Origin of the sequence: Methylobacterium sp. 1030 (assembly GCF_040544715.1) — a bacterium.
GTDB lineage: Bacteria > Pseudomonadota > Alphaproteobacteria > Rhizobiales > Beijerinckiaceae > Methylobacterium.
Genome location: NZ_JBEPKM010000012.1, coordinates 115,604 through 130,343, shown reverse-complemented (window position 1 = coordinate 130,343; position 14,740 = coordinate 115,604). Strand labels below are relative to the sequence as shown.

Genomic DNA, 14,740 nt, shown 5'->3' with positions numbered 1-14,740 from the left:
GTTCAGGTCTCCGGCCCGACGATCCGGGGCAGGACGGCCTGCATGAGGCGCCGCGCCGCATCCTCCGCGGCCCCGCGATCCGATGCCCGGGCCTCGATCGTCAGCAGATCGCCGTCCCGGAGGATGACCGCGGTGGCACCCGCGCCGCCGTCCAGCGCGTACACGCTCAACCAGCCGATCGCCGGGCCGGCGGGCAGGGCCGAGAGCCGGCAATCCGGATTGCGCCGCACGCAGAGCGCCTCGAGCGCCGCGAGGGTCGTCCTGCCGGAGCGGACCCGGGCCTCGGTCCCGTCCGTCAGGCGCCCGATCCGCAGCTCGATCGCCGGGGTGCCCGCGCAGGCGGCGCAGTGCAGGCCGAGACGTTGGGCCTCCGCCTGCGCGGTGGCTGCCGGTCCCAGCGCCAGTCTGGCGGCCTCGGCCAGCCCGGTCAGGTCGTGGACCGCGAAGCCCAGGGCCATCGCCGACTGAGCCCAGAGGCCGAACACGAGAAGCAGGAGGCCGCGCATGAGAGAATCGCTGTCCGTTCGCCGATCGGCGTTAGCGGAGAGTTTTTCTGGCGTCCAGGCACGGGAGATCGCAGTGTTGATCCGAAATTTTCGCCCAAAACTCAGTATTGTGCTGCGAATAAATTTTAAAAGAGACAGATACTGATCAAGGAAAAATAATTGTATGACTGTGATAAAATGAAAAATTCCGTGGGTCGCGACGATCGTGTCCGTCCCCGGCGGACCGGAAGCGCGCGCGGATCCACATCGCCGCGATCCGCCCCGGTGCGATTCGATCGGTGCTCCGTAGGGGAGCGGCCCGAAGGCCGCTCCGATGGCCGGTTCAGCCGATCCCGTCGAACAGCGCCGAGGAGATGTAGCGCTCGGCGAACGAGCAGGCGACCGTCACGATCCGCTTGCCCTGGAACTCGGGGCGCTTGGCCAGCTCCAGCGCCGCCGCGACGTTGCCGCCGGTGGAGATGCCGCCGGGGATGCCCTCCAGCCGGGCGAGCGCCCGGGAGGTCTCGAACGCGGCCTGGTTGGTGACCTTCAGGACGCCGTCGAGGATGCTCGTGTGCAGGTTGTCGGGGATGAACCCAGCGCCGATGCCCTGGATCTTGTGCGGGCCGGGCTGGCCGCCGGAGATCACCGGGCTGTCCTCCGGCTCCACCGCGAAGACCTTCAGGTTCGGCAGGCGCGGCTTCAGCACCTCGCCGACGCCCGTCACGGTGCCGCCGGTGCCGACGCCGGCCACGAACGCGTCGAGCTGGCCGCCCGTGTCGCTCCAGATCTCCTCGGCGGTGGTCTTCCGGTGGATCTCGGGGTTGGCCGGGTTGGAGAATTGCTGCGGCATTACCGAGCCCGGGATCTCCTTCAGGAGCTCCTCGGCCTTGGCGATCGCGCCCTTCATGCCCTGCGCGCCCGGCGTGAGCGCCAGCTCCGCGCCCAGGAAGGCGAGCATCTTGCGCCGCTCCAGCGACATCGTCTCGGGCATCACCAAGATGAGCCGGTAGCCGCGGGCCGCCGCCGTGAAGGCGAGGGCGATGCCGGTGTTGCCCGAGGTCGGCTCGACCAGCGTGCCGCCGGGCTGGAGCTTCCCGGAGGCCTCCAGGGCGTCGATCATGTTGACGCCGATGCGGTCCTTCACGCTCGCGATCGGGTTGAAGAACTCGAGCTTCAGCAGGATCTCGGCGTCGACGCCGTGCTCCTTGGGCAGCCGGTTCAGGCGCACCAGAGGGGTGTTGCCGATCGTCTCGGTGATCGAGCCGTAGACACGGCCGTGGCCGACCTTCGCCGGTGCGTTGAGGGTATCGGCCATCGCGGAACTCCTGCTCGTGGTGACGGATCGGACAGATGTCGTATCCGGGAGTGGCCCCGCCAAGGGATCGCCCTCGCGTGGGGAGGCTTGACCGGCCCGGACGGGAGGCTGCGATATCGCGTTGCCGCGGCCGGAGCAATCGGGCTAAGTGCCGTTGCCGAAAGTTCTTTCCGGAATTGGGCGAACTTTCGCGGCGGGGTGGAAGACCTTTATTGAGCGGCCCGTTCCTGATGGAATTCTATTCTCCTGCCCGTCCGGCCGCGGCCGGCGCTGCCCGACCATCCTGCCCGACGGGCGGACGGGGCCTCCCTCTTCGGCCGACTCGTCGGGCCGCTCTTCTGGCGGGCCTCGGGCTGGTCCTGGCGCGGCCGGCGCGCGCCGCCGAGGCGCTCCGCGTCGTGCTCGCCACCGCGACGCCGGGGGGCGGCTTCCCGGCCTTCGGGGAGGCCTTCGCCGGCGCGGTCGCAGCCGCGGACCCGGCCCTGACCGTCGAGCGGCGCGCCACCGGCGGGTCGTCCGAGAATGTCGGCCTCCTCCGCGCCGGCCGCGTCGATCTCGGCCTCGTGCAGGGCGAGTACGCCTACCCGGCCCTCGCCGAGGGCGGCGGCCTGACCGTCCTGGCGCCGATGTACCCGACGCCGGGCCTGTTCGTGGTGCCGGCGGCCAGCGCGATCCGCTCGGTGGCGGACCTGCGCGGGCGCAGGGTCGTGCTCGGCACGCACAAGTCCGGGCTGACCGTCATGGGCCGCAGCGTCCTCGGCGCCTCGGGCCTCGATCCCGAGCGCGACATCAGCCCGATCCTCCTCGACCGGGCCGGCGACGGCCCGGCCCTGGTGCGGGAGGGCCGCGCCGACGCGCTCTGGGGCGGCGGCCTCGATTGGCCGGGCTTCCACGCGCTGGCCGCGGATCCGGGCGGGGCCCGCTTCTTCGGACCGTCCGAGGCGGCCATCGCGCGCCTCGCGCAGCCCGGCGCGGCGACGCGGCGCCTCACGGTTCCGGCCGGCAGCTTCGCCGGGCAGGCGGAGCCGATCGCGACGGTGGGGTCCTGGAGCTTCGTGATCGCGCGGCCCGGTCTCGACGAGGAGACGGCCTACCGGATCGTCCGGGCGCTGGCGCGGACGGAACTCACCGAAGCGCAGCCGAGGAACCTCGTCGGCCTCGTCCCGGCGGACCGGGTCAATCCCGGGACCGCCCGCGTCCTCCGCGAAGCCGGCGTGACGCTGCGCTGACGGCGCGGCGGCTCAGCGGAACGAGGCGACGCGGCGATCGCGCTTCCGCTCGGCGGCGGGCTGGTAGGCGATCTCGGCGTGGTGGGTGCAGTACGGCAGGCCGGTGATGGAGCGGGCGCCGCAGAAGCGGAATTCCGGCGTCGTCGGGTCGCCGAGGGGCCAGCGGCACATGGATTCCCGGAGGTCCATGATGGTGACGCGCTCCGACACCGCGAGGGCCACGGGCGCGGGCGCCGCGGCCGGCGCGGGCGCCGGGAAGTCCGGGGCCGGACGGTGGGCCAGGATCGCGACCGGCTCGGGCGCCTGCGTCTCGACCACCGCGATGGCGGTCTCGATCTCGACCGTCTTCGACGGCGGGACGGCGGTGGCGGCTTCCTCGCCGCCGCGGGCGCGACCGGCCAGACCCAGGCGGTGGACCTTGCCGATCACCGCGTTGCGGGTGACGCCGCCGAGTTGCGCCGCGATCTTGCTGGCGCTCTGCCCGTCTTCCCACAGGCGGCGCAGCAGCGCCACGCGATCGTCCGTCCAGCCGAGACCCGCTTCCATCATCCCCTCCGCCCCCTGCGGCTCGGCCGCGTTCCCGAAGGCCAGTCCGCGTCTTCCAAGCCGACAGGAGCCGTTATCCCGGCCGACCGTGTCGCCGCGCAGACCGCGCCCCCGCGCACCGGCTGCCGCATCGCGTGCGACACCCTGTCTCGCCAGGCCACGGGGGAACCCTAGCGCGGCGCTCGCGAACGTTGCAAGGGCGGGCGGTCGCCGGTCACGGGCCGCCGCGACGCCTGTCCACCGGCAATGACCCGGGCCGGCCCGGGTCGGCCGGGTCCGGCGCGATCCTGCGCGGCCCCGGCGCGGTCCCGCCGGTGTCCGGTACGGCGCCGCACCGTCCGGGCCGCCGGCCGCAGCGGCCACGCTTGCGCCCCGATCGCGTGGGATCGTGACCCCACCGCAACAGCGCGGCCTTATCGTTCCTCCGAAGCCGGCTAAGACGGAACAGGCGATACGGCCAAGCTCGTTCCGTGTGGCAGAGTGGGCGCGTTTCGCGGTTCGAGGAAGTGACGATGGGTGTTCGTCAGGTCAGCCTGCGCATGGCGGTGGCGTTCGGGCTGGCGGGTCAGGTCGCGGCCTGCGGCAGCGTTCCGCGGACCCCCTACAGTGCCGAGCAGGCGGCCTTCGCCACCGTGCCGGGCATCCCCGGCGCGCGCGTCTTCGCGGACGCGTCGGTGGACACGATCGCGGCGCTCGCCGCCAATCCGGAGCGGCGCCTCAAGGGCTTCACCTACCTGGCCCTGTCGGGCGGCGGCGGCGACGGCGCCTACGGGGCGGGCGTGCTCAACGGCTGGACGGCGTCCGGCAAGCGGCCCGAATTCACCCTGGTCTCCGGCGTCTCGACGGGCGCGCTGATCGCGCCCTTCGCCTTCCTGGGCCCGGCCTACGACCCCTACCTGACCGAGTTCTACACGAGCGGCGTCGCCAGCGAGCTGGTGGCCTCGCCGAACCTGGCCAACGTGCTGTTCGGCTCGGGCCTGTTCGGCGACGGGCGCCTGCGCAACCTCATCGACCGCTACGTCACGGACGATCTCCTCAAGGCCGTGGCCGAGGAGCACGCGAAGGGCCGGCGCCTGCTGGTCGTCACGACGAACCTCGATTCCCAGCGCGCGGTGATCTGGAACATGGGCGCCATCGCGGCGAGCGGGGTGCCCAACGCCCGCCAGCTGTTCCGCGACGTGCTGGCGGCCTCGGCCAGCATCCCGGCGGTGTTCCCGCCCCAGTTCATCGACGTCTCGGCCGGCGACGCGCGCTTCCAGGAGATGCATGTCGACGGCTCGGTGGTGACCCCCGTCTTCACCCTGCCGCAGACCCTGCTGCTGCGCGACGGGCGGATCCGCACCGGCGGCAAGGCCGAGATCTACGTGGTGATCAACGGCCGCCTGGAGCCGGAATTCGAGGTGACGAAGGACAACACGCTCTCGATCGTCGAGCGCTCCTTCACCACAGCGAGCCGCGCCCGCTCCCGCGCGACGCTGACGGCGACCTACGCGCTGGCCCGCACCAACGGCATCGGCTTCAATCTCACCTACATTGACGAGAACGGCCCCAAGGCGTCCGCCGCGAAGGGCTTCGACACCGCCTACATGCGGGCCCTGTACGAGGCCGGTTACGAGAAGGGCCGGACCGGCACCTTCTGGCAGCACTCGATCCCGGCGGCGCCGGTGCTCAAGGCGACCGCCAGCGCCGTCGCGAACTGACCGCCTAACGGTCCGCCGCGCGCCCGGCTCGGGCGCGCGGCGAATGGCGCGGGCGGACGGCGCGCCTACTTGCCCAGGATCTTCGTCACGAGGCGGCCGAGCGGCGTCGCCGTGCTGGCGTTCCGGTCGTCCCGGTCGACGGGGCGGTTCTCGTTGCCGAGGATCTTGGTGACGATGCGTCCGATCAGGTTCATGGGTCGGCCCTCCGGTATCGCGCCCAAATGGCGCAGCTTCCCCAACAACGGGTCAGGCGCGGGCCGCGTTCCAGCCCGGCGCCCGATCGGGCGCCTCAGACCTGCATCAGGCGGATGTTGTTGGTGTTGCCCGCCGTGTGGAACGGGATGCCGGCGGTGACCACGATGACGTCGTTCGGCCGCGCGAAGCCCTCGTCCTGGGCGTGGTGGCAGGCCTTCGAGGTCATCTCCTCGTAGCTGTCGACGTCCTCCGTCAGGACGCTGTGCGCCCCCCAGAGCAGGCTCAGCCGCCGCGAGGTCGCGACGTTGGGGGTCAGGGCCAGGATCGAGGCCGCGGGCCGCTTGCGCGCGACCCGGGCGGCCGTCGTCCCGCTCGCCGTGTAGGCGACGATGGCCGCGGCGCGCACCGCCTCGGCGAGGTCGGCCGTGGCGGTGGCCACGGCGTGAGGCGGCGTCTCCTCCTCACCCGGCTCCGAGGCCGCGACGATCGAGTGGTAGAGCTTGTGGCCCTCCACGCTCCGGATGATCCGGTCCATCATCGCCACCGCCTCGACCGGGTAGCGGCCGGTCGCGGATTCCGCCGAGAGCATCACGGCGTCGGCGCCGTCGTAGATGGCGGTGGCGACGTCCGACGCCTCCGCCCGGGTGGGCGCGGGCGCATTGACCATCGAGTCGAGCATCTGGGTCGCCACCACGACGGGCTTCACGGCGAGCCGGCAGGCCCGGATCAGCTCCTTCTGCCGCCCCGGCACGTCCTCGTGCGGGATCTCGACGCCGAGATCGCCGCGGGCGACCATCACGGCGTCGGAGAGCCGGATGATGTCGTCGATCCGCTCCAGCGCCTGCGGCTTCTCGATCTTCGACATGATGCCGGCGCGATCGCCGATGATCCCCCGCGCCTCGATGACGTCGGACGGCTTCTGGACGAACGACAGGGCGACCCAGTCGACGCCGAGATCGAGCCCGAAGGCGAGATCCGCCCGGTCCTTCTCGGTCAGCGGCGACAGGTCCAGCAGCGTGCCCGGCAGATTCACGCCCTTGCGGTTCGAGATCGGACCGCCGGTGACGACCTCGGCGGTGATGGAGGTCCGCTCGGGTCCGGTGACCCGCACCCGCACCCGGCCGTCGTCGATGAGGAGTTCCTGGCCCGGCACGACGGCGTCGAAGATTTCCGGGTGGTGCAGCGGGATCGCCTGCTTGTCGCCGTCGGCGCCCTCGAGGACGAAGCGCACCGTCTCGCCGGCCTGGAGATCGAGCCGTCCGCCCTGGAGCGTGCCGATGCGGATCTTCGGCCCCTGGAGATCTTGCAGGATGCCGATCGGCCGGCCGACTTCCTTCTCGAGGGCGCGGATGGCCGCGTGGACCTTGGCGTGATCCGCCTGGAGGCCGTGGCTGAAATTGAGCCGGAACGTGTCGACGCCGGCGAGGAACAGGGCGCGGAGCTGGTCCGGGGCGGAGCTGGCGGGACCGACGGTGGCGACGATCTTGGCGTGGCGGTGACGGCGCATGCGGGTCTCGGCCTCCTGAGGCTGCCTCTGGGAATCGAGCCGGGCGCTCGGTCGCGCCGACGGCGCTCACATCGGTCCGCGACGGCCCCGCGGCGAGGCCTCGCGGCGCCCGGCAGGCGATTTTTCGCGCGGCTGGCCGATTCGGCAGGGGGCTATCTGGCCGCCTCCCGGGCGATCCCGGCAAGCCCGGCGTCGAACACGCCCGTGATGTCGGCGACGGCGTCGGCATCGCTCATGCCCTCGGCGTCGAAGGTCGCGCTCCAGATCACCGTGGAGCCCGCGCCGTCGCGACGGACCGCCAGCGTCGCGTTGTAGGCGCGCACCGGCAGGGGCCCCTGGATGAAGCTGTAGCTGTAGCTCATGCCGGTCTCGTCGCGCGCGGTCTCGACCTCGGCGATCGTGCCCTTGCCGCCCTTCACCACGAGGCCGCGGATCTGCGCGCGGATGCCGTCATCCTCGTCCTCGCCCGACAGGATGCAGCGCTGGACCTGCGGGTGCCAGTTCTGGATCGCGCAGAAATCGCCGACCAGCGCCCAGACCGCGGCGGGCGGAGCCGGGATGTCGCGGCTGCGGGTGACCTCCAGGGCGCTGGCCGGTCCGGCGGCCAAGAGGGCCGCGCCGATCGCCGTCAGGTAAGCGGGATGCATCACGGGTCGGTCTCCGGGCCGCCGGGCTGATGTGACGCGACTTGGGGCGCCGCCCGGCCGCGGCGAGCCCCGGGGCCGCGACGGACCGCGTCTCGAAGGTGTCGCTGACGGCGCGGTATGCTACGCCGCGCCCGTCAGGATCACCGGAGATGCCCATGGACGATCGCGCCGCGCCGAAGCGGCCCGCGCCCCGGAGCGGCGCCGCGCGCGCGGTCCTGGCGACCGGCGCCGCACTCGTCATCGGCGCGGCCGTGCCGTCGCTCGCCGCGGGGCCGGACCCGTCGCCGCCGGCCGCGCCGCAGGCCTTCGAGGCCTGCCGGGCCGACCTGATCGCCTGGGTCACGGCCCGCGCCGTGCCGCAGGGCCTCGCCGAGGCGCAGCTCGCCCACCTCATGCCCGACCCGGACGTGGTCGCCGCGACCCAGAGCCAGGGCGAGTTCGTCCGGCCGATCTGGGACTACATCGAGGCCAGCGTCACGCCGGCCCGCGTCGAGGCCGGTCTGCGCAAGCTCGCCGAGCACGCCGACACGCTCGCGGCCATCGAGGCCAAGTACGGGGTCGACCGCCACATCCTGGTGGCATTCTGGGGCGTCGAATCGAGCTACGGCGCCGTGCTCGACAACCCGGCGGTGGTGAAGCCGGTCGTCCGCTCGCTCGCGACGCTCGGCTGCAGCGATCCCGCCCGGGCGACCTACTGGCGCGACGAGCTGGCGGCGGCGCTCCAAATCCTGGCCTGGAACCAGGCGCCCCTCGACCGGATGCCGGCGGGGCTGACCGGATCCTGGGCCGGCGCCATGGGGCACACGCAGTTCATGCCCAGCGTCTACCAGCGCGAGGCGGTCGATTTCGACGGCGACGGCCGGCGCGACATCTGGACCTCGGTGCCGGACGCCCTCGCGTCAACGGCGAACTACCTGCGCAGCCACGGCTGGAAGCCCGGCGCGGGATGGGGCAGCGAGGCGGTTCTGCCCGAGACCTTCGACGCGGCGCTCGCCGACGAGACGACGGTCCGCACCGTCGCGGCGTGGCGGGCGCTCGGCGTGAGGCCCGCCCGCGACCGCGCCCTGCCGGACACGGCCGAGGCGACCCTGATCCTGCCCGCCGGGATCCGCGGCCCCGCCTTCCTGCTGCAGCCGAACTTCGCGGTGATCCTCCGCTACAACACGGCGCTCGCCTACGCGCTGACCGTCGCGCTCCTGTCGGACCGCCTGCGCGGCGACCCGGGCCTGGTGCACGACTGGCCACGGGGCGACCGGCCCCTCACCGGCGACGAGCGGCGCGACCTGCAGACCCGCCTGACGGAGCGCGGCTTCGCCACCGGCGGGGTCGACGGCAAGATCGGCCCGAAGACGCGGGCGGCGCTGCGCGCCTTCCAGGGGTCGGTCGGCCTGCCGCCGGACGGTTACGCCGACGCCGCGCTGCTGGACCGGGTCCGGGCCGCGCCCTGACGGACGCTCACGCCAGGAAGGCGGGCTCGTCCCGGGCGAGCACCCGCTTGACGCTCTCCAGGTGGAGGCGGGCGCTCTCGGCGCGCCCGGCCGCCTCCTGGGCCGCCACGCGCTTCACGATCGCCTCGGGCACGGCCTTGAGCGCGCGCCCCGTGCTCATGGCCAGGACCTGCGCCTGTGCGGCGCGCTCCAGGTAGTAGAGGTCGTCCCAGGCCTCCGCGATCGTCTCGCCCAGTACCATCACGCCGTGGTTCTTCAGGAACACGACGTCCGCCTCGCCGGCGCTCTCGGCGATCCGCCGGCCCTCGGACGAATCGAGCGCGAGACCGTTGTAATCCTCGTCCACCGCGATCCGGCCGTAGAAGCGCAGCGCCGTCTGGCCCGCCCACACCAGGGGCTCGCCCTCCAGCATGGCCAGGGCCGTGGAATAGGGCATGTGGGTGTGGAACGCGGCCCGGGCGCGGGGCTTCAGCCGGTGCAGCTCGGCGTGGATGTGGAAGGCGGTGGCCTCGGGCTGGCCGTCGCCCTCGAGGACGTTGCCGTGGAAGTCGCAGAGAAGCAGGCTCGACGCGGTGACCTCCGCGAAGGCGAGGCCGTAGGGATTGACCAGGAACAGGTCGGGCCGCTCCGGCAGCACCGCCGAGAAATGGTTGCAGATGCCCTCTTCCAGGCCGTTGCGCGCGGCCCAGCGCAGGCAGGCGGCGAGGTCGATCCGGGCGCGGCGCACGCTATCGGCGTTCAGGGGCTCGTTGCTGCGGGCGGGCGGGGTTCCCGGGGCGGTAACGGCGTGCGCCATGCGTGCGGGCTTTCCTGTGTCGGGGTTCGGGCCGGGGACTCGACCGGTCCCGCACTCTAGACGCTCGCTCGCCCCTGCGCAGCCGCTCCGCGCTCAGGCGCGGCCGTCGGTGACGCCGCCGACGAGATTGAGGCCGAGCAGGAAGTCCGACGCGAAATCCGTGCGGATGACCGGCTCGCGCGGGATCGCCTCGCGCAGGAGATCGCGCTCGGCGCGGCGCGCCGCGACCGCCTCCGCCACCGTGACGCGCCGGAACGACAGGCTCGCCCCGCCCCGGACCTGCGCCAGCCGCCCGAGATCCGGGCCGATCACCGTGGCGATCTTCGGGTAGCCGCCGGTGGATTGCCGGTCGGCCATCAGGATGATCGGCAGGCCGTTACCGGGCACCTGGATCGCCCCCATGGCGACGCCGTCCGAGACGATGTCGTGCCCCTTGGCGTGCCTCAGCGGCGTGCCGTCGACGAAGCAGGCCATCCGGTCGCCCCGCGGCGAGACCGTCCAGGGACCGGCCAGGAAGGCCTCGACCTGGTCGGGCGCGAAGTAGTCGTCCTGCGGGCCCAGCACGACCCGGATCTCCCGGCCGTCGCGCTCGAGCCAGGGCGCGACGAGCCGCTGCGGCGGCCCGTCCGGGGTTCGGCCCTCGGCGACGGGGAGGCGGTCGCCCGCGGCGAGGCCGCGCCCGTCGAGGCCGCCGAGCCCCGAGCGGGTATGGGTCGCCGCCGAGCCGAGGACCGGCGCCACGTCGACCCGCCCGGCGACCGCGAGGTAGCCCCAGGCGCCGGCATCGCCGGCCCGCACGACGAGGGTCTGGCCGGGCTCCAGGGCGAGCGCGACCGTGTCGGGCAGGGGCACGCCGTCCAGCGCGACGCGGAAGCCCGGCGCCAGCAGGGCGAGCCCGACGGCGCCGTCCTGCGCCGAGACGGTGATGCCGCCCGTGGAGATCTCGATGGCGGTGGCGTCGAGGGCGTTCGACGCCGCCCGGTTGGCCGCGGCGTGCATCAGCGGGTCCATCGGGCCCGCGGCCGTGATGCCGTAGCGCAGGTAGCCGTGCCGGCCCCCGTCCTGCAGGGTGATGCCGGGCCCGGCGGAGTCGATGACGAGGGCGGGCATCAGCGCGCCTCCCCGCGGCGGGCCACCGGCTCGCCCGCCGCCTCGCGCGCCGTGAGGGCGTCGAAGGTCGCGGCATCCACGGGCTCGAAGCGGATCAGGTCGCCGGCGCCGACGAAGAAGCTCGGGTCGCGCTCCGGCGCGTAGAGGCGGGACGGCGTCGCGCCGATCACGTACCAGCCGGTCGGCATCGGCACGGTCGCCACCGCGGCGAGGCCGCCGCCGATCATGATGGCGTTGCGCGGGTGCGGCGGCCGCGGGCTCGCCCGCCGGGGCACTGCCAGGGGCTGCGGCAGGCCGCCGAGATACGCGAAGCCCGGCGCGAAGCCGTACATGTAGACTCGGAACGTCGTGGCCGCGTGGGTCGACACCACAGTCTCCGGGCTCAGGCCGCTCCGCTCGGCGACCTGCGCGACGTCCTCCCCGTGGGGCGCGTCGTAGCAGCAGGGCAGCGTCCAGAGTATCGGGCTCGCCGCGCGCGCGGTCGCGCCGGCGACCAGCCCCCGGACCCGCTCGGCGAGCGTCCCGCGGTCGAGCACCAGCGGATCGTAGTGCAGCATCAGGGATCGGTAGGTCGGCACGCGCTCGCGCAGCCCCTCGGGCGGGTCCGCCCCGAGTGCGTCGTCGAGGGCCAGGACCCGGTCGCTGATCGCCGGGTCGACGGTGCTGCCGTACTCGACCACGAGGGCCGCCTCGCCGGCGTCGAGGAGGCGGGGCTCGTCCAGCGCCGCGCTCACGGCCGGAACGGCGCCAGCGTGACGCCCGCGCCCTCCAGCCGGGTCCGCACCGCCCGCGCCGTGGCGACGGAGTGGTCCGAATCGCCGTGGACGCAGATCGAGCGGATCGGCGTCGGCAGCGTTTGACCGTCGGCCGTGAGGATCGCGCCCGCCTCGACCATGCGCAGGACGCGGTCGGCCGCCTCGCCGGCATCGGTGATCATCGCGCCGGGCTCGCTGCGGGGGATCAGGAGGCCTGTCGGCGTGTAGCCGCGATCGGCGAAAATCTCCTGGTGAACGTCGAGGCCGCAGGCCTCGCCCGCCGGCACCTGGGCGGTCAGCGCGATGGCGAGCAGCGCGAGCTCCCGGTCCACCGCACGGACCGCGCGGGCGATGGCGTCGGCCACCGGCCGCTCCTCCGCGGCGACGTTGGCCAGCGCCCCGTGCGCCTTCACGTAGGTGATGCGGTGGCCGGCATAGGCGGCGAGCGCCTGCGCGGCGCCGATCTGGTAGGCGACGAGTCGCTCGATCTCGGCGGGGCTGTAGGGCATCCGCCGCCGCCCGAAGCCCCAGAGATCCGGGAAGCCCGGATGGGCGCCGACCGCCACGCCGCGCTCCTTCGCCAGCGCGAAGGTTCGGGCCATGATCTCGGGGTCGCCGGCGTGGAGGCCGCAGGCGACGTTGGCCGAGGTGACGATCCCGAGGATCGCCGCGTCGTCGCCGCAGGCGTAGGCGCCGTAGCCCTCGCCGAGGTCGGAATTCAGGTCCACGCTGGTCATCGCCGCCGCTCCGCGTGCCGATCGGGTCTCATAGGGCCGCAACGGGTTCCGGCTCGGCCGGATCCGCGCTGCGAGAATCGAGCGCGCGGCCCGCCGTCTCCGGCAAGAGAAGCGCCGCGACGATCACGAGGCAATAGGCGCCCGCCGCCACGACGCCGATGGCGATGCCGAGTGTCAGCGAGCCGCTGAGGTGGCCCAACACGGCGGGGCAGATCGCGCCGGTGGCGCGGCCGAAATTGTAGCAGAAGCCCTGCGCGGAGCCGCGGATCCGGCTCGGGAACAGCTCGCTCAGGAAGGCGCCCATCCCGGAGAAGACGCCGGAGAGGAAGAAGCCCAGAGGGAAGCCCAGCACCAGCATCACCGGGTCGGTGATCGGGATCAGCGTGTAGGCGAGGACGAGGACGCCGGCGCAGAAGCCGAACAGGACGAAGCCCAGGCGGCGCCCGATGCGGTCGGAGAGCCAGGCGCTGGTCAGGTACCCGACGAACGACCCGAAGATCAGCATCAGCAGGTAGCCGCTGGTGTTCAGGACCGAGAGGTTGCGCTCGGTCTTCAGGTAGGTCGGGAGCCACGTGGTCACCGCGTAGTAGCCGCCCTGCATGCCGGTCGCCAGCAGGCTCGCCAGCACGGTCCGGCCGATCAGCGGCCGGGAGAAGATGTCGAGGAAGCTGCCGGTGTCGCCGACGTCCCGCATGGCGGCGCGGGTCTGCCGGTAGACTTCCGGGTCCTCGATGTTGCGGCGGATCCAGAAGATCAGCACCGAGGGGAGGGCGCCGAGCCAGAACAGGATCCGCCACGCCACCGCCGGCTCCGCCAGGGCGAACACGGCCCAGAAGGCGATCGCCGCGCAGGCCCAGCCGACCGCCCAGCTCGACTGGACGAGCCCCACCGCCTTGCCGCGGTAGCGGGCCTGGATCGTCTCGGCGATCAGCACCGAGCCCACCGACCACTCGCCGCCGAAGCCGAAGCCCTGCAGCGCGCGGGTCACGAGCAGCTGCTCGTAGGACTGGGTGAAGCCGCTGAGCACCGTGAACAGGGTGAACCACGCGACGGTGCCCTGCAGGACGACGACCCGGCCGTAGCGGTCGGCCAGGATCCCGGCCGCCCAGCCGCCGATCGCCGACGTGACGAGCGCGGCGGTGGCGATGTTGCCGGCCTCGACCTTGGTCAGGCCCCAGACCACGACCAGGGTCGGGATCAGGAAGGTGTAGACCATGTAGTCGAACGCATCGACGCCGTAGCCCGCGAAGGCCGCGCCCAGGACCCGGCGCTCCGCCGGACTCGTGTCTCTCACCCACATGGCGCAACTCCTTTGCGGAATGGCCGCCGCGCGGCCGGGATGGTCACAGGAACGGCAGGTCGCGGTTGAGGAGGTCGGTGATCAGCATGTGACCGGGCGCGTGGGTGATGCAGAGCGGCAGCCGCGCCGCCATCGCCACGGCCTGCGGGGTGACCCCGCAGGCCCAGAAGACCGGGAGCTCGTCGGGCTCGATCGGCACAGGGTCGCCGAAATCCGGTCGCGCGAGGTCGCGGATGCCGATCAGGCCCGGATCTCCGAGATGGATCGGCGCCCCGTGGACCGCCGGCATCCGGGCCGTCACCTGCACGGCCTTGATGGCGTCCGCCGCCTTCATGGGCCGCATGGAGACGACGAGCGGACCGTGGAACGGGCCCGACGGCTGGGTGGCGATGGAGGTCCGGTACATCGCGACGTTGCGGCCGAGGGCGATGTGCCGGAGCGGGATGCCCGCCTCGATCAGGCCGGCCTCGAACGAGAAGGAGCAGCCGAGGACGAAGGTGACGAGGTCGTCCCGCCACACGCCGGTCAGGTCGGGCAGCTCGGCCACGAGCGCGCCGCCCTCGTAGACGCGGTAGCCGGGGACGTCTGTGGCGAGGTCGAGATCGATCCCCAGCGTCGGCAGTGCGCGGTCGCCGGGCCGCGAGACGCCGAGGATCGGGCAGGGCTTCGGGTTCTGCTGGCAGAAGCGGTGGAAATCCTCCGCCATGGCCCGCGGCAGGATCATCAGGTTGCCCTGCGCGTGGGCGGGGACGAGACCCGAGGTGTGGCCCCGGAACCGACCCGCGCGGATCGCGCGCCGCGCGTCCGCCGCGTCGGCGAAGACAGGTGGCGCGCCGTCGGCGCCCGCGTGCTGGCTCACCGCGTTGATCTCCCTGGCTGGTCGTCGCGCGCCGGCGCGGCCGCGTCGGCCGTCCGTATTCCGCGAGATCCCGATCGCTTCAGCGATTCATTTCCTGCGGCAACGATC

The 14,740-nt window shown here is 73.0% G+C and carries 15 protein-coding genes; 3 read left to right on the top strand and 12 right to left on the bottom strand.

The genetic code is table 11. The features are described from left to right. Positions 1–2: 2 nt before the first annotated feature. Together ABIC30_RS18850 and cysK are read right to left on the bottom strand one after the other, a co-directional pair. Positions 3–506: a hypothetical protein gene (locus ABIC30_RS18850; RefSeq protein ID WP_020093056.1), complete on the bottom strand. Its 504-nt coding sequence runs from the start codon at positions 504–506 to the stop codon at positions 3–5. A gap of 322 nt (positions 507–828) precedes the next feature. Further along, positions 829–1,803 carry a cysteine synthase A gene (cysK, locus tag ABIC30_RS18845; RefSeq protein ID WP_020093057.1) on the bottom strand — a complete coding sequence of 325 codons (975 nt, stop codon included), beginning with the start codon at positions 1,801–1,803 and terminating at the stop codon, positions 829–831. 230 nt (positions 1,804–2,033) lie between these two features. On the opposite strand from cysK, the gene ABIC30_RS18840 reads away from it, so the two are divergent. After that, on the top strand, positions 2,034–3,032 hold the full coding sequence (locus ABIC30_RS18840) for a TAXI family TRAP transporter solute-binding subunit (RefSeq protein ID WP_026604913.1): 999 nt from the start codon (positions 2,034–2,036) through the stop codon (positions 3,030–3,032). Between the two features lie 12 nt (positions 3,033–3,044). Here ABIC30_RS18840 and ABIC30_RS18835 read toward each other — a convergent pair whose 3' ends face one another. Further along, the gene (locus ABIC30_RS18835; protein ID WP_026604914.1) at positions 3,045–3,581 is read right to left on the bottom strand and encodes a GcrA family cell cycle regulator; all 537 of its coding nucleotides are present in this window, start codon (positions 3,579–3,581) and stop codon (positions 3,045–3,047) included. Positions 3,582–4,090: 509 nt separating this feature from the next. Here ABIC30_RS18835 and ABIC30_RS18830 point away from each other — a divergent pair. Continuing rightward, positions 4,091–5,278: a patatin-like phospholipase family protein gene (locus tag ABIC30_RS18830; RefSeq protein ID WP_026604915.1), complete on the top strand. Its 1,188-nt coding sequence runs from the start codon at positions 4,091–4,093 to the stop codon at positions 5,276–5,278. Between the two features lie 65 nt (positions 5,279–5,343). On the opposite strand, the gene ABIC30_RS18825 is transcribed toward ABIC30_RS18830, so the two are convergent. From ABIC30_RS18825 to ABIC30_RS18815, 3 genes are all read right to left on the bottom strand, one after another. Next, on the bottom strand, positions 5,344–5,472 hold the full coding sequence (locus ABIC30_RS18825) for a hypothetical protein (protein WP_012320301.1): 129 nt from the start codon (positions 5,470–5,472) through the stop codon (positions 5,344–5,346). 95 nt (positions 5,473–5,567) lie between these two features. Beyond that, on the bottom strand, positions 5,568–6,980 hold the full coding sequence (gene pyk / locus ABIC30_RS18820; protein WP_020093061.1) for a pyruvate kinase: 1,413 nt from the start codon (positions 6,978–6,980) through the stop codon (positions 5,568–5,570). Between the two features lie 152 nt (positions 6,981–7,132). Further along, positions 7,133–7,627, bottom strand: coding sequence for an SRPBCC family protein (locus ABIC30_RS18815; RefSeq protein WP_020093062.1), 495 nt, complete (start codon positions 7,625–7,627; stop codon positions 7,133–7,135). A gap of 155 nt (positions 7,628–7,782) precedes the next feature. Between ABIC30_RS18815 and ABIC30_RS18810 the strand changes: the two genes are divergently transcribed. Beyond that, positions 7,783–9,075 (top strand): lytic murein transglycosylase, encoded by a 1,293-nt coding sequence (locus tag ABIC30_RS18810; protein ID WP_020093063.1) that lies wholly within the window; start codon positions 7,783–7,785, stop codon positions 9,073–9,075. A gap of 7 nt (positions 9,076–9,082) precedes the next feature. Here ABIC30_RS18810 and ABIC30_RS18805 read toward each other — a convergent pair whose 3' ends face one another. The 6 genes from ABIC30_RS18805 to ABIC30_RS18780 all read right to left on the bottom strand — a co-directional run bounded on the left by ABIC30_RS18805 (position 9,083) and on the right by ABIC30_RS18780 (position 14,632). Continuing rightward, on the bottom strand, positions 9,083–9,871 hold the full coding sequence (locus tag ABIC30_RS18805) for an aldolase (RefSeq protein ID WP_020093064.1): 789 nt from the start codon (positions 9,869–9,871) through the stop codon (positions 9,083–9,085). A 93-nt stretch (positions 9,872–9,964) separates the two neighbouring features. After that, the gene (locus ABIC30_RS18800) at positions 9,965–10,981 is read right to left on the bottom strand and encodes a 5-oxoprolinase subunit C family protein (RefSeq protein ID WP_020093065.1); all 1,017 of its coding nucleotides are present in this window, start codon (positions 10,979–10,981) and stop codon (positions 9,965–9,967) included. Further along, positions 10,981–11,715 carry a 5-oxoprolinase subunit B family protein gene (locus ABIC30_RS18795; protein ID WP_354455930.1) on the bottom strand — a complete coding sequence of 245 codons (735 nt, stop codon included), beginning with the start codon at positions 11,713–11,715 and terminating at the stop codon, positions 10,981–10,983. The genes ABIC30_RS18800 and ABIC30_RS18795 overlap by 1 nt, the downstream gene beginning before the upstream one ends. After that, a complete protein-coding gene (locus ABIC30_RS18790) occupies positions 11,712–12,473 on the bottom strand; it encodes a 5-oxoprolinase subunit PxpA (RefSeq protein WP_354455929.1) in 762 nt (253 codons plus the stop codon). Before ABIC30_RS18790 ends, ABIC30_RS18795 begins: the two co-directional genes overlap by 4 nt. Positions 12,474–12,501: 28 nt before the next feature. Then, the gene (locus ABIC30_RS18785) at positions 12,502–13,773 is read right to left on the bottom strand and encodes an MFS transporter (RefSeq protein WP_354455928.1); all 1,272 of its coding nucleotides are present in this window, start codon (positions 13,771–13,773) and stop codon (positions 12,502–12,504) included. Positions 13,774–13,816: 43 nt separating this feature from the next. Then, positions 13,817–14,632: a putative hydro-lyase gene (locus ABIC30_RS18780; protein WP_020093069.1), complete on the bottom strand. Its 816-nt coding sequence runs from the start codon at positions 14,630–14,632 to the stop codon at positions 13,817–13,819. Positions 14,633–14,740 lie beyond the last annotated feature (108 nt).